This is a genomic window from Gymnodinialimonas sp. 57CJ19 (assembly GCF_038396845.1).
Taxonomy (GTDB): Bacteria; Pseudomonadota; Alphaproteobacteria; order Rhodobacterales; family Rhodobacteraceae; genus Gymnodinialimonas.
In genome coordinates, this window is record NZ_CP151587.1 from 2443083 (window position 1) to 2455201 (window position 12119).

16 protein-coding genes are annotated in these 12119 nt (G+C 61.3%); 7 read left to right on the plus strand and 9 right to left on the minus strand.

Annotation, left to right across the window (positions count from 1 at the left end):
- The first annotated feature begins 132 nt into the window (after positions 1-132).
- On the plus strand, positions 133-1212 hold the full coding sequence (gene folE2 / locus AADW23_RS11960) for a GTP cyclohydrolase FolE2 (protein ID WP_341861169.1): 1080 nt from the start codon (positions 133-135) through the stop codon (positions 1210-1212).
- Positions 1213-1303: 91 nt separating this feature from the next.
- Here folE2 and AADW23_RS11965 read toward each other — a convergent pair whose 3' ends face one another.
- On the minus strand, positions 1304-1621 hold the full coding sequence (locus AADW23_RS11965; RefSeq protein ID WP_341861170.1) for a hypothetical protein: 318 nt from the start codon (positions 1619-1621) through the stop codon (positions 1304-1306).
- Positions 1622-1703: 82 nt separating this feature from the next.
- The gene (locus AADW23_RS11970; RefSeq protein ID WP_341861171.1) at positions 1704-1883 is read right to left on the minus strand and encodes a hypothetical protein; all 180 of its coding nucleotides are present in this window, start codon (positions 1881-1883) and stop codon (positions 1704-1706) included.
- Between the two features lie 207 nt (positions 1884-2090).
- Between AADW23_RS11970 and AADW23_RS11975 the strand changes: the two genes are divergently transcribed.
- A complete protein-coding gene (locus tag AADW23_RS11975) occupies positions 2091-3539 on the plus strand; it encodes a TrkH family potassium uptake protein (protein WP_341864324.1) in 1449 nt (482 codons plus the stop codon).
- Here the strand turns inward: AADW23_RS11975 and AADW23_RS11980 are convergent.
- The gene (locus AADW23_RS11980; protein ID WP_341861172.1) at positions 3536-4726 is read right to left on the minus strand and encodes an NAD(P)/FAD-dependent oxidoreductase; all 1191 of its coding nucleotides are present in this window, start codon (positions 4724-4726) and stop codon (positions 3536-3538) included. The genes AADW23_RS11975 and AADW23_RS11980 overlap by 4 nt on opposite strands.
- Before the next feature lie 49 nt (positions 4727-4775).
- The gene (locus AADW23_RS11985) at positions 4776-5408 is read right to left on the minus strand and encodes a J domain-containing protein (protein ID WP_341861173.1); all 633 of its coding nucleotides are present in this window, start codon (positions 5406-5408) and stop codon (positions 4776-4778) included.
- A 78-nt stretch (positions 5409-5486) separates the two neighbouring features.
- Between AADW23_RS11985 and AADW23_RS11990 the strand changes: the two genes are divergently transcribed.
- Positions 5487-5744 (plus strand): BolA family protein, encoded by a 258-nt coding sequence (locus AADW23_RS11990; protein ID WP_341864325.1) that lies wholly within the window; start codon positions 5487-5489, stop codon positions 5742-5744.
- Here the strand turns inward: AADW23_RS11990 and AADW23_RS11995 are convergent.
- The 4 genes from AADW23_RS11995 to gatB form a co-directional block, all read right to left on the minus strand.
- Positions 5721-6122 (minus strand): DUF4177 domain-containing protein, encoded by a 402-nt coding sequence (locus tag AADW23_RS11995; RefSeq protein WP_341861174.1) that lies wholly within the window; start codon positions 6120-6122, stop codon positions 5721-5723. The genes AADW23_RS11990 and AADW23_RS11995 overlap by 24 nt on opposite strands.
- A gap of 139 nt (positions 6123-6261) precedes the next feature.
- On the minus strand, positions 6262-6390 hold the full coding sequence (locus tag AADW23_RS12000) for a hypothetical protein (RefSeq protein WP_341861175.1): 129 nt from the start codon (positions 6388-6390) through the stop codon (positions 6262-6264).
- Complete coding sequence (locus AADW23_RS12005) at positions 6383-6607, minus strand: hypothetical protein (protein WP_341861176.1); 225 nt, start codon at positions 6605-6607, stop codon at positions 6383-6385. The genes AADW23_RS12000 and AADW23_RS12005 overlap by 8 nt, the downstream gene beginning before the upstream one ends.
- Before the next feature lie 3 nt (positions 6608-6610).
- A complete protein-coding gene (gene gatB, locus AADW23_RS12010; protein ID WP_341861177.1) occupies positions 6611-8125 on the minus strand; it encodes an Asp-tRNA(Asn)/Glu-tRNA(Gln) amidotransferase subunit GatB in 1515 nt (504 codons plus the stop codon).
- Between the two features lie 127 nt (positions 8126-8252).
- Between gatB and AADW23_RS12015 the strand changes: the two genes are divergently transcribed.
- The 3 genes from AADW23_RS12015 (at position 8253) to AADW23_RS12025 (ending at position 10736) form a co-directional block, all read left to right on the plus strand.
- On the plus strand, positions 8253-8813 hold the full coding sequence (locus AADW23_RS12015; protein WP_341861178.1) for a type 1 glutamine amidotransferase domain-containing protein: 561 nt from the start codon (positions 8253-8255) through the stop codon (positions 8811-8813).
- A gap of 208 nt (positions 8814-9021) precedes the next feature.
- Positions 9022-9645, plus strand: coding sequence for a transglycosylase SLT domain-containing protein (locus AADW23_RS12020; RefSeq protein WP_341861179.1), 624 nt, complete (start codon positions 9022-9024; stop codon positions 9643-9645).
- 119 nt (positions 9646-9764) lie between these two features.
- Complete coding sequence (locus AADW23_RS12025) at positions 9765-10736, plus strand: transglycosylase SLT domain-containing protein (RefSeq protein WP_341861180.1); 972 nt, start codon at positions 9765-9767, stop codon at positions 10734-10736.
- A gap of 55 nt (positions 10737-10791) precedes the next feature.
- On the opposite strand, the gene AADW23_RS12030 is transcribed toward AADW23_RS12025, so the two are convergent.
- A complete protein-coding gene (locus tag AADW23_RS12030) occupies positions 10792-11205 on the minus strand; it encodes a hypothetical protein (RefSeq protein WP_341861181.1) in 414 nt (137 codons plus the stop codon).
- Between the two features lie 162 nt (positions 11206-11367).
- Between AADW23_RS12030 and AADW23_RS12035 the strand changes: the two genes are divergently transcribed.
- Positions 11368-12114, plus strand: coding sequence for a heparan-alpha-glucosaminide N-acetyltransferase (locus AADW23_RS12035; protein ID WP_341861182.1), 747 nt, complete (start codon positions 11368-11370; stop codon positions 12112-12114).
- Positions 12115-12119 lie beyond the last annotated feature (5 nt).

A 12119-nucleotide genomic window follows, 5' to 3' on the forward strand; every position in this document is an offset into this window, starting at 1 on the left:
GACGCTTTCGCCCAACGTGTTGTTTTTGTTCCTAAAAACGCTCTGCGGCGGTATGCCTCGGGAAAACAGCGCTTGGGTTTTGGGAATTTTAGGCCATATCTATCTGAGAAACAGTGAAGGAAGGGGTGGCACGTGAACATTCATGTTAAGACCGCCGATCAAAAACCATCCAGCCAACAAGCCCAGGAAGCCCTCGCGGTTCTGAATGCTTGGGCGGCGGATGCGTCCTCTGATCAGATTGAAGCCTTGGAGCCCGCGCTTGCGCAAGTGCTGCGCGCGCCGGGCCTCTCGAATGTGTATCCCGCTGATTTTAAAGCGGATGCGGCCTATCGCGCCACGCTGCCAGACCTTCAAAACGGCCCGGCGTCCCTGATCAAAGGGGCCAAGCGGCGCATCCAGCATGTGGGGATATCGAACTTCCGCCTGCCGTTGCGTTACAGCCTTCGCGACGGGGCCGAAATGCTTCTGGAAACCTCGGTTACTGGCACTGTCAGCCTGGAGGCGGACCAGAAGGGCATCAACATGAGCCGCATCATGCGGTCCTTCTACAAACACGCCGACGCGGCCTTTGGTTTCGACGTGATCGAGGCAGCGCTGGACGATTACAAGGCTGATCTTGGCAGTTTCGACGCCCGCATCCAGATGGGGATGAGCTTTCCGATGCAGGTGGAAAGCCTGCGTTCGGGCCTGACGGGGTGGCAATATTACGATATCTCGCTGGAGCTGGTGGAAAGCGCCGGGGTCCGGCAGCGGATCGTGCATTTGGATTACGTCTATTCCTCCACTTGCCCGTGCTCTCTGGAACTAAGCGAACATGCCCGTGCCACGCGCGGACAATTGGCGACGCCCCATTCGCAGCGCTCCGTGGCGCGTCTGTCTGTGGTGCAGCAGGGGGAGGGGATCACGTTCGAGGATCTGATCGAGGCCGCCCGCCGTGCCGTCCCGACCGAGACCCAAGTGATGGTGAAGCGAGAGGATGAACAAGCCTTCGCCGAGCTTAACGCCGCCAATCCGATTTTCGTCGAAGACGCCGCTCGCCTGTTTGCAGAGCAGTTGCAGGATCACGCAGGCGTTGGTGATTTCCGCGTCCTGGCCAGCCATCAGGAAAGCCTGCACAGCCATGATGCGGTCAGCCTTCTGACCGAGGGCGACACCTTCGCCGACGCCAGCCTTGATCCAAAGCTGTTCGGGTCGTTGATCCACAAAGGCTAACGCGAAGCCTTAACGTCGCCTTGTAAGGCCCTGATAACAAAAGGCCCCGGCAGTATTGCCGGGGCTTTCTTGTCAGGCGTAGTGCCCTGAATTAGTAGTAGGGACGCCCGCGGCCATAGCCCACGCGGTCGGTGATGTTGCCACCCCAGTCGCGGTCCGTTGTGCCGGAACGATAGCTGAGCGGTGCGCCGCGGCCTGCGCCGATGGGATCGGTGATGTTGCCGTTGTCCACATCCGTTACGCCGTAGGGCACACAAGCGGTCACGCCCATGGCACCGGCACCCAGACCCGCAAGGCCCACGCTGCGCAGAACCGCGCGGCGGTCCATTCGCTTCGAGGTAATCTGATCCGCAGAAAGCGGTTTGCCCTTGGAGGCGTCTTTTTTCTTGTCGTTCGTGTTATCGTCCATCTTGGCGATCTCCCTTGCAAATGGGCTGGGTTGAATGCTGTTTCCGGCAAGGCGCCGGGGTCTGGCTTTTTATCGTTATGCGTTAACTGTCTTTATCCGTCGCCGGGGCGGCATCGTGATCGGTGGCGGGGGCGTCAGAATCGCTGTGGGCATCGGAATCAGTGCCCGGCGCGCCCGAGGCGGGGCCAGCGCGGCGCGCGTATGTCGAAATATCGCCGTCAGAGAGCGATTTTGCCTTACCCAAAGGGGCATCTTTCGTCATTAATTCCATCCCCTCTCGCAGCCTTTCGCCCAATGGCCCAAACGTGTCCTGCGGTGTGTTTGCCGTGGAAGACGACGTCTTACAGTACCAAGTTGACCAAACGGTAGCCGCAGAGATGCATCAAATCAATCCTTTAGTGGTCCAAGCCGCCACCGCGACGGCGGGGCCGTCTTGACAGCCGCGCTTGGTCGCGCCAACGCTCCGCCTATGTTCGATGTGCGCCCTGTGGGCTATGTTCTTGGCCTTTTGGTCCTGACCCTTGGTGTCACCATGGTGATCCCGTTGGGAGCCGATGTCTGGCAGGGCAACGGCCATTGGGGGGCGTTTGCGGAAGCGGCGGCGATCACGGTCGTCGTGGGGATGCTGCTGACGCTGGCCTGCGCCAATGGGGTGTCCGAGGGGCTTTCGATCCAGCAGACGTTCTTTTTGACCACGGGCGTGTGGCTGGTGCTGCCGCTGTTTGGTGCCTTGCCCTTCGTGTTCGGCGATACCGACGCCCGCACCGTCGATGCGGTGTTCGAGGCGATGTCGGCGCTGACCACAACGGGCTCTACCGTTCTGACGGACCTCGACAATCTGCCCCATGGTCTGAACCTGTGGCGCGGATTGATGCAGTGGTTTGGCGGCATCGGGATCATTGTTGTGGCGATGGTGTTCCTGCCGGAACTGCGGGTGGGCGGTATGCAGATCTTCCGCTCGGAAGCCTTTGACACCATGGGGAAAATCCTTCCCCGCGCCGGTGAGATCGCCAGCCGGATTTCGGTTATCTATCTGGGTTTGACCGTGGCTTGTGGCCTAGCCTATCTGGCCGTTGGCATGGGGCCGTTTGATGCGCTGATGCATGCGCTCACCACCATGTCCACGGGCGGTTTTTCCAACTACAACGCGTCGTTCGGCACGTTTCAGGGGCCAGCAGAATACGTCGCCGCCGTCTTCATGATCCTCGCGAGCCTGCCGTTCGTGCGCTATATCCAACTGGTGGCGGGCACGGCGCGGCCGTTCTTCCTCGACACGCAGATACGGGCCTATTTGGCGACCATCGCGATCCTTACGCTGATTTTCACGTTTTACCGACTGATGGCCAACGGCGACACGGTGGAGCACGGGTTGCGAGAGGGGCTGTTCAACGTCACCTCGATCATCTCGGGCACCGGGTTTTCCAGCGTGGATTACCAGCTTTGGGGGCCGTCGGTGCCGGTGATGTTCTTCTTTATCGGCCTGATCGGCGGCTGCGCTGGATCGACGTCGTGCTCGATCAAGGTGTTCCGTTACCAACTGCTGTTCGCGTCGATTTCGACCCAGGTAAAGCGCCTCTATGCGCCCCACGGCATCTTTGAACCGAAGTTCGAGGGCCGCCCCGTGGGCGAGGAAGTCATCTCTTCCGTCATGGCATTCTTCGTGTTGTTCTTTGTTTTCCTTGGCATTTTCGCGGTGCTCCTGGGCCTGACGGGCTTGGATGTGGTCACGGCAATTTCGGGCGCGGCCACGGCTTTGGGCAACATCGGACCGGGCCTTGGGGATGTGATCGGGCCAAGCGGGAACTTCGCCACGCTCAACGACGCGGCCAAGTGGATCTTGTCGGCGGCGATGCTGATCGGTCGGTTGGAGTTGATGGCGGTTCTGGTGCTGTTCACCGCCACGTTCTGGCGCGCTTAGCGGCTTGCGGTAATGGCACGCCCCGCGGCGACGCCAGAGGACCACGCCCATTGGAAGTTGTACCCCCCCAACCAGCCCGTCACGTCGACCGCCTCGCCAATCGCATAGAGGCCGCTAACATGCTGGCTTTCCATCGTTTTCGACGACAGCCCATCGGTGGCAATGCCGCCCAAGGTGACCTCTGCGGTGCGATAGCCCTCAGATGAGGTCGGGGTCACGGGCCAGCCCGTCAAACGGTCACACAACGTCCGCAACGCGGTGTCGGATTGATCGGCAAGGTTGCCGGAAATCTCCCAGGTCTCGGCCAAATGCTGCACCAACTTCTTGGGCAAAAGGTCGGCGAGCACCGTGGTTAACGCCTTGTTGCCCACCTGGGTGCGGCGGCTGCGGAGGGTGTCAAACAGGTCCGTGTCCGGCAGTAAATGCAGCGACAGCGCGTCCCCCTCCACCCAATAGGAGGAGATTTGCAGGATCGACGGCCCCGAAAGCCCGCGATGGGTGAACAGCATCCCTTCGTCAAAGCTGGTGCCATTGCACGACACGCGGGCAGGCACAGAGGTGCCGGAAAGGGCGGCGAAATGTTCCTTCGCCGCGCCCTCGAACGTCAATGGAACAAGGCCGGGGCGCGTATCGGTGAGGCGATGGCCGAACTGGGCCGCAAGGCGGTAGGCAAGGCCCGTGGCCCCCATTTTGGGAATGGATTTGCCGCCCGTGGCCAGCACCAGATTACGCGCCGTGACGGTGGCTTTCTTCCCTTCCCGCAGGAGGGCGGCGTGGAACAGGCCATCGCGGTGGGACACCTCGGAAATTTCGGTCTGAAGCCAGAGCTTTGCCGGCGCCATTTCCGCCATCAACATGGCGATGATATCCTTGGCGGAGCGGTCGCAGAACTGCTGGCCAAGGGTTTTTTCGTGGTAGGGGATGCCGTGGGATTGCACGAGGTCGAGGAAATCCCATTGGGTGTAGCGGCTAAGCGCGGATTTGGCGAAGTGCTTGTTCTCGCTCAGGAAATTTTCCGGGCCGGTGTAGATGTTGGTGAAGTTGCAGCGCCCCCCGCCAGAGATGCGGATCTTCTCTCCGGGGGCTTTGGCGTGGTCCACTACAAGGGTATCGGGCCCGGCGTGGGCGGCGCACATAAGGCCCGCGGCCCCGGCGCCAAGGATGAGAGTGTGAACGTGGTGGGCCAAGGCGTTTCCGTCGATCCAGGGCGCATTGACCGCACCGTTTCAGGGCGTGTCAGTCCGCGAAGTTGCGGCTGACTTTGAGCTGATCCCAGGCCCAGACGACCTCTTGCAGCTTCTCTTCATCCGAGCGGTCGCCGCCGTTCATATCAGGGTGCAGCACCTTGATCAGGGCTTTGTAAGCCTTGCGAATTTCCGGCTTCGTGGCGTTGTCCTTGACCTCAAGGATCTCCACCGCGCGGCGTTCCGTGGGCGGCAGACGACGCCCCTTGGAGCCCGCACCACGGCCCGGATTTTGCGTCGCGTTCTGGCCCAGAACCTGATGGGGGTCTTCAATGCCCAACCGCTGCCAAGCGCGTTCCTCGGCGGAGCGTTTCAGGGGCTTTGTGGGGCGATCCCACACCCGATCCCGATCCATCTGGGCGTTCATCTCGGCCTCTGTCGTGCCCTCGAAGAAGTTCCATTTCAGGTTGTATTCGCGAACGTGGTCCCGGCAGAACCAGTGAAATTCTTCAAGATTATCAGGGCCTTTGGGCGCGCGGTATTGGCCTGGCTCCTGGCAGCCGGGCGCTTCACATGGTCTTTGAGATGTCTCGACGGCGCCGGACATGCCACGGCGTCCTGTGCGCCGCTTCTTCTTGTCAGACTTGACGCTAAGATCGAAGTTGAAGGGATCTTTGTCGGCCATGGGAATGCACCTGTATCATTGGGAGTAAGCAGTTTAGTGTTTTGGCGGCTGAGGGGAAGGTCTTAGAGGGTGAAAATGATGACACGGGCACAGAAAATTGAGGCGGCTTTGCGCGAAACCTTTGCGCCGAGACATCTTGAGGTTGTGGACGATAGCGAGGCCCATCGGGGCCACGCGGGATATCAGGATGGCGGCGAGAGCCATTTTAACGTGCTTATAGAAAGCGATAAATTTCAAGGGCTTAGCCGGATCGCGCGGCACCGGGCGGTGCATGCGGCGATTGGGGCCGAGCTGATGTCAGAGATCCACGCCCTAGCCCTTACGATCCGCGACTAGGGGCGCGGGCGCCTCATCTGGGGCGTCCCAGAGGTTTACCACTTCGTCATCGTCTGGTTCATCCTCAAAGTCATCGTCGCTCTCGGTTCCGGTCACATCAACGATTGCCACGGTCTCGGTTTCGTGGGGCGGCGTTTGCGTCACTTCACCATCCACGACGCGCTGAAAAACAAGCAAATTCCGGTAGGTCGTGGTCTTGTTGGTCAGGCCCGAGCGTTCCTCATGCGGGAGGGTGTCGGCACGCAGGTATTGCCAGCCTTCAGCCGCCAATTCGTTCATCAACGCCTCAACGGAATGGGCGAACAATGCAGCGCCTTTGAGGCCACGCTGCTTGCGGGCTTTTTCGGGGGCGGGGACGACTTTGTACTCGGTTTTCATGGGGGCGTTATGGCGCGGCTAAGGAGGACGGGCAAGGGCCTGTTGGGCTGGACGTCGCAGATAGGTTGAAGGTCATTTCGCCTGTGCCATGAGGCGGGCAGGGGAATTCTGAGTGGCTGTCAAATCCACCCAAGCGGCCTTATTCGGCAGGGTGCTTAACCCGTTCATTGCGGCGCGCGGTGCGACGGGAATCCCAGATCAGGGCCGCCGCCAAGGCAAGAGCAAAGGCGGGGATCGCAAGAAGGCTCAGGCTTTCCATGTCAGTCATCCTCCTTTTCTAAGTACCTTAGAATATAGTTGGCCCCGGCGTGCAAAGCTACCCCGGTGCCCAAAAATACTAGCGTCAGAAGGTTAACGGTCAATGTACCTTCCACGAGGGGCCGCAACAGCGCAAAGCCCAGAAAACCGATTGCAAGCGCGTTCAGAAACCCCGCACGCAGCTTGATCCGTTCGTTATGGGTGGCCAGCGGATCGCGAAGGCGCATCGCCTACTCGGCCAGTTTCGCCGAGACGATCTGGTTGACGGCCTTGGGGTTGGCCTTGCCGCCGGTGGCTTTCATCACCTGACCCACGAACCAGCCCGCGAGTTTCGGGTTCTGTTTCGCCTTGGCGACCTGATCGGGGTTGGCGGCGATGATCTCATCCACCGCCGTTTCAATCGCGCCGGTGTCCGTGACCTGCTTGAGACCTTCGGTTTCCACAATCTCGGAGGGCGAGCGGCCAGAGGTATAACTGATCTCGAACACGTCCTTGGCGATCTTGCCCGAGATCGTGTCGGCTTCGATCAGTTCGATCAGCTCCGCCAATTGGGCGGGTGTCACGGGGCTGTCTTCGATCTGGCGCTCGTCTTTCTTCAGGCGGCCGAACAGCTCGTTAATCACCCAGTTGGCGGCGAGTTTGCCGTTCTTGGTGCCTGCGGTCACGGCCTCAAAATACTGGGCGGCTTCCACATCGGCGGTCAGAACCGAGGCATCGTAATCCGACAGGCCAAAGTCGCCAATGAACCGCGCCTTCTTGGCGTCGGGCAGTTCCGGCAGATTGGCGGCGATGCCGTCGACATAGGCTTGATCGAAGGTCAGGGGCAGCAGATCGGGGTCGGGGAAGTAGCGGTAATCATGCGCCTCTTCCTTGGACCGCATGGAGCGGGTTTCACCCTTGTCGGGGTCGTAAAGGCGGGTTTCCTGATCGACCGTGCCGCCGCCTTCGATGATGGCGATCTGGCGCTTTGCCTCAACCTCGATGGCTTGCTGAATGAAGCGCATGGAGTTCATGTTCTTGATCTCGCACCGCGTGCCGAGGTGGGAGAAATCCTGCGTGGCCTGATATTTCTCGTACTGACCGGGCGCGCAGACCGAAACGTTGACGTCGGCGCGCAGGTTGCCGTTTTGCATGTTGCCGTCGCAGGTGCCGAGGTACAGCATGATCTGGCGCAGCTTCACCACGTAGGCCGCGGCTTCCTCGGGCGAGCGGATGTCGGGCTTGGAGACGATCTCCATCAGCGCCACGCCGGTGCGGTTGAGGTCGACGAACGACAGCGCCGGGTCCATGTCGTGGATGGATTTTCCGGCGTCCTGTTCAAGGTGAATGCGTTCGATGCGCACAAGGCGGGCCTTGCCGTCGCCCAGTTCCACCAGCACTTCGCCTTCGCCCACGATGGGGTGATAGAGCTGGCTGATCTGGTAGCCTTGGGGCAGGTCCGGGTAGAAGTAGTTCTTGCGGTCGAATGCGGATTCCAGATTGATCTCGGCCTTCAGGCCCAGACCCGTGCGCACGGCCTGATCCACGCAGGCCTGATTGATGACGGGCAACATGCCGGGCATGCCCGCGTCCACGAAGGCGACGTTGGAATTGGGCTCGGCCCCGAATTTGGTGGAAGCGCCAGAGAACAGCTTGGCGTTGGTGGAGACCTGGGCGTGAACCTCCATCCCGATCACAAGCTCCCAATCTTGCTTGGCGCCTGCAATCACACGAGGTTTCGGGGTGTCATAGGTGAGGTCGAGCATGGGTGTCTCCGGCAATGTGTTGCGAGGTGGTTTAGGGCAGGGGCGGGGGCCGGGCAAGAGTGGGATGGAACACGATTGGGCTTCGTCACGTTGGGCCCCCGTACCCAATGCAAAGGAGGCATGAATTATGCCCGAGATGAGCAACGCAAAGATCCTGATTATGTCCACCCACGGTTTTGAGCAATCGGAGCTGGAAGTGCCGCTGAAAAAGCTGCGCGACGCAGGGGCCGAGGTGCATGTGGCCGCCCCCGAAGCCGGAGAGATCACCGGTTGGGATGGCGGGAATTGGGGCGATAAGGTCGGCGTTGATCTGACGCTGGATCAGGTGAACCCCGCCGATTACAACGCTTTGGTGCTGCCCGGCGGCCAGATCAACCCCGATATCCTGCGCACCAAACCCGATGCCGTGGCGCTGGTGAAAGAGTTCGTGGAGACGGGCAAAATCGTCGCTGCGATCTGTCACGGCCCATGGATGCTGGTGGAAGCCGGCGTGGTTGAGGGGCGTGAGATGACCTCGTACCCGTCGATCAAGACGGACCTGATAAATGCTGGCGCGAAATGGGAAGACAGCGAGGTGGCGATTTCCAACGGGATCATCACCAGCCGGAACCCCGATGATCTGGAAGCCTTCGTGACGAAGATCATTGAAGAGGTCGAAGAAGGCCGCCACGAACGCTCGGCTGCCTGATTCTCTTGCGCCGAACAGGACTGAAATGACGGTAAAAGGGGCCGGGGTGTTTTATACGCTTCGGCCCATTTTCATGCCGAATCCCCGGTTTTTGGGCGGAAACCAGCCGTTTTTCCCAAGGGAACAAGGGGGATGGGTTGATTTGAACGATGTCCCCGCGCACCTCCGGTCGATCAAAAACGTCTGCCTTATATAGAGTGAAGAAGTGATGAGTGTGTTTTCCCGCGTGGCCCGGTTCGGGGTATGTATGACTGCGGTGCTGAGTTTGACGGCGTGCAATGCCTTGTCGGACATTTCGTTTCCCGGCTTCGAGCGCGAAGTGGAAGTGGTGGAAATTCCGGTGATGCGGTGGGATCATCGCCCCGATGGGGCCTCGTGGACCTCGACGGCGTTCGCGGCTTTGGACACCCACGCCAGCGTGCTGCCAACGCTGGTGCCTGCCGATATCGCGCAGTGGTGCCCTGCCTATCCCGAAGCGCCGCTGGAGAACCGAGAGGCGTTCTGGACCGGCTTGATGTCGGCCTTGGCCCGCCATGAAAGCACATGGAACCAGCAAGCGGTCGGCGGCGGCGGGCGTTGGTTTGGCCTTGTGCAGATCAGCCCGGCCACGGCGCGTCACTACGGGTGCCAGGCGACAAGCGGCCAGGCCTTGCTGGACGGGGACGCCAATATCTCTTGCGCCATGCGGATTTGGGCCACGACCGTGCCGCGTGATGGCGTTGTAGCCGCCTCCCGCGGCGGGGTGGCCGCAGATTGGGGGCCGTTCGTGCAAGCGCCCAAGCGTGAAGAAATGCGCCAGTGGATATCCTCGCAGCCCTATTGCGCGACTTAACCACGTTTTAACCGCGAGCTGTTTTACCGGGGTCCATGGTTTCTTTGCGCCCCCTTGCTTTGCTGCTTATTATTCGGGCATGTTCATGCCCTGTGCCAAACCTGGGGGGATGGCTGCCAATGGGCGTTCTGCGTCTTATTTCTTTTGCCAGTGGCTTTGCCGCTGTGACGGCCTGTGCGCCGGGGCTTGCCTTTGGGCAAGTTGAAGCGGTTGTGGGGGCGGCAACCCAAGGGGCGGCGGTCGAAGTGACCTCTGCCGTGGCGGGGCCCGATGGCTCGATCGAGGCGGTGCCTTCGGGGGCGGCGCCTTTGCTGCATGTCCCGACCGACGGGGACGGGCTGCCCGATCTGGCGATTGTGCCAGAGGTGGCAGATGACGCGCCCGAGATCAGTGAGTTGGCCCCAGATAGCAGCCTGCGCCCCGTGGTGCGCGATTCGTGGGCCGTGCCCGCCGCAAGGTGGGATGAACACCCGCGCGGCCCCCGTTGGACGGCGGCTGTCTTGGCGGCCCTGCGCGGACCCGGCGCGCCGCTGCTGGAGACCGAGCCGCGCGATATCGGCGCCTGGTGCCCCGGCTATCTGGATGCTTCGCCCGAGCAGCGGGCCGCGTTTTGGACTGGCTTGATATCCTCGCTCGCGTGGCACGAAAGCACCCATAACCCCCGCGCTGTGGGCGGTGGCGGGCAATGGTTCGGGCTGGTGCAGATCTCTCCAGGGACGGCGCGGTGGCGCGATTGCGATGTCCGCTCGGGCGAGGCGTTGTTGAACGGCGCAGCTAACCTGCGCTGCGGCGTGCGGATCATGGGGGTGACTGTGCCCCGTGATGATGTCGTGTCCGAAGGGATGCGCGGCGTGGCCGCCGATTGGGGGCCGTTCCATTCCGCGCGCAAACGCGAGGATATGCGCAATTGGGTGCGAGAGCAGGAATATTGTCAGGCCAGCGCCCCGCAAATGCGCCCGGTGATGCGGCCCGAAGGTGCAAACCTGCCGATGCTGGATGAGGCGCCGATGCTGGATGAAGCGCGGGTGCTGTCACCGCATCCGGTCTCGGCCCAGGACGTCCGGCCCGTGCCTCGGCCCGTAAACCTATAGGCGCAAACGAAAAAGCCCCCGCGAAAGGGGGCTTTGTTCACGTAGGATGGCCATATCAAGACCGTTCGCGAACCGGAATGCCGCGGTTCGTAGCTTCGCGGATCATGTCGTAGGGATCGGGCAAGCATTGCAGCGGCAGGACAATCTCGGTCCCGTCCTCCAGCATCAGGCCCATGCGGCGATCGGCGCCACGATTGATCACGCTCAGGTGGGAAATCTGCGCGGTGGGAATGACGATATCCTCGTTCCCGCCATGGATCCTCCACGATGACCGGGTCATCTTTATGCCGTAGGTGGGTACGCGGGTGACTTGGAACAGGCACACCAGCAGCGCCGGCACCATCAGGAGGAGCACGAAGCCGGGGGCGATCTGCCACAGGAACACGGTAAGAGCGCTCAGGCCGGTAAAGCTGAGAATGCTTAGGCTGGCACTTCCGGGGCGGGATGCATATTCAAAAGTATCTGTCATGGCGATGATATAGAGGGCCAATTGTGCCCAGATTAGGGAACGGTTAAGGCCGCCGAGTGTTGCTTTTCGGGCGTGCTGTGGGGGCAAGTCGCGGAAAGGTGCCTCAATCGGGGCGCAGATTGCACGATGGGCAAGCCGAAAGCGGGCTGCTAGACAAGCGCCATGACCCACGCCCCAATAGATGCACGCGCCAAAGGGCGCATTCCCGCCCTCGACATCGCGCGGACCCTCGCGTTGATCGCCATGGCGGTATTCCACTTCACCTTCGATCTGGAGATGTTCGGCCACGTCCCCTTCGGGACCGCAACCACGGGCTTTTGGCGGGCATTGGCGGTGGGCACGGCGGGCTCGTTCCTGTTTCTTGCGGGGGTGGGCCTGTGGTTGGCGCACGCAAATGGCATCCGTTGGACCGCGTTCCTGCGCCGCTTCGCGGTGATCGTGGGGGCGGCGGCATTGGTGAGCATTGGCACCTATCTGGCCTTCCCCCATGCCTTTGTGTTCTTCGGCATCCTGCATTCCATCGCCCTGTGCAGCCTTCTGGGCCTTGCCGTCTTGCGCTTGCCCGTCGTAGTGATCGCGGCGCTGGCCGTGGCTGTTTTCTACGCGCCAAACTTCCTGAGCGGGCCGATGTTCAATGCGCCCTATTGGTGGTGGAGCGGGTTGCAGACAATCCCCCTGAGCACGGTGGATTACGAGCCGATCTTCCCCTGGTTCGCGCCGTTTCTGGCCGGGATCGCGGCGTCAAAGCTGGCCAGCCATTTCGGCATTTGGGCTCGCGTCACCACACAAACCCCGACACGCGCCGCGCGTCTGGCGGGCTTGCCGGGGCGGCATTCCTTGCTGATTTACCTGATCCACCAGCCGATCCTGATCGGCATCGTCTGGAGCGCGACGCAGCTTTTGCGGTAGCGCGG

What these genes read in the sequence shown, in the direction of transcription:
- AADW23_RS11965 (WP_341861170.1), bottom strand. Translation starts at nt 1,621, where the DNA reads ATGGACGATAACACGAACGACAAGAAAAAAGACGCCTCCAAGGGCAAA.
- AADW23_RS11970 (WP_341861171.1), bottom strand. Translation starts at nt 1,883, where the DNA reads ATGACGAAAGATGCCCCTTTGGGTAAGGCAAAATCGCTCTCTGACGGC.
- AADW23_RS11975 (WP_341864324.1), top strand. Translation starts at nt 2,091, where the DNA reads ATGTTCGATGTGCGCCCTGTGGGCTATGTTCTTGGCCTTTTGGTCCTG.
- AADW23_RS11985 (WP_341861173.1), bottom strand. Translation starts at nt 5,408, where the DNA reads ATGGCCGACAAAGATCCCTTCAACTTCGATCTTAGCGTCAAGTCTGAC.
- AADW23_RS11990 (WP_341864325.1), top strand. Translation starts at nt 5,487, where the DNA reads ATGACACGGGCACAGAAAATTGAGGCGGCTTTGCGCGAAACCTTTGCG.
- AADW23_RS11995 (WP_341861174.1), bottom strand. Translation starts at nt 6,122, where the DNA reads ATGAAAACCGAGTACAAAGTCGTCCCCGCCCCCGAAAAAGCCCGCAAG.
- AADW23_RS12000 (WP_341861175.1), bottom strand. Translation starts at nt 6,390, where the DNA reads ATGACTGACATGGAAAGCCTGAGCCTTCTTGCGATCCCCGCCTTTGCT.
- AADW23_RS12005 (WP_341861176.1), bottom strand. Translation starts at nt 6,607, where the DNA reads ATGCGCCTTCGCGATCCGCTGGCCACCCATAACGAACGGATCAAGCTG.
- gatB (WP_341861177.1), bottom strand. Translation starts at nt 8,125, where the DNA reads ATGCTCGACCTCACCTATGACACCCCGAAACCTCGTGTGATTGCAGGC.
- AADW23_RS12015 (WP_341861178.1), top strand. Translation starts at nt 8,253, where the DNA reads ATGCCCGAGATGAGCAACGCAAAGATCCTGATTATGTCCACCCACGGT.
- AADW23_RS12020 (WP_341861179.1), top strand. Translation starts at nt 9,022, where the DNA reads ATGAGTGTGTTTTCCCGCGTGGCCCGGTTCGGGGTATGTATGACTGCG.
- AADW23_RS12025 (WP_341861180.1), top strand. Translation starts at nt 9,765, where the DNA reads ATGGGCGTTCTGCGTCTTATTTCTTTTGCCAGTGGCTTTGCCGCTGTG.
- AADW23_RS12030 (WP_341861181.1), bottom strand. Translation starts at nt 11,205, where the DNA reads ATGACAGATACTTTTGAATATGCATCCCGCCCCGGAAGTGCCAGCCTA.
- AADW23_RS12035 (WP_341861182.1), top strand. Translation starts at nt 11,368, where the DNA reads ATGACCCACGCCCCAATAGATGCACGCGCCAAAGGGCGCATTCCCGCC.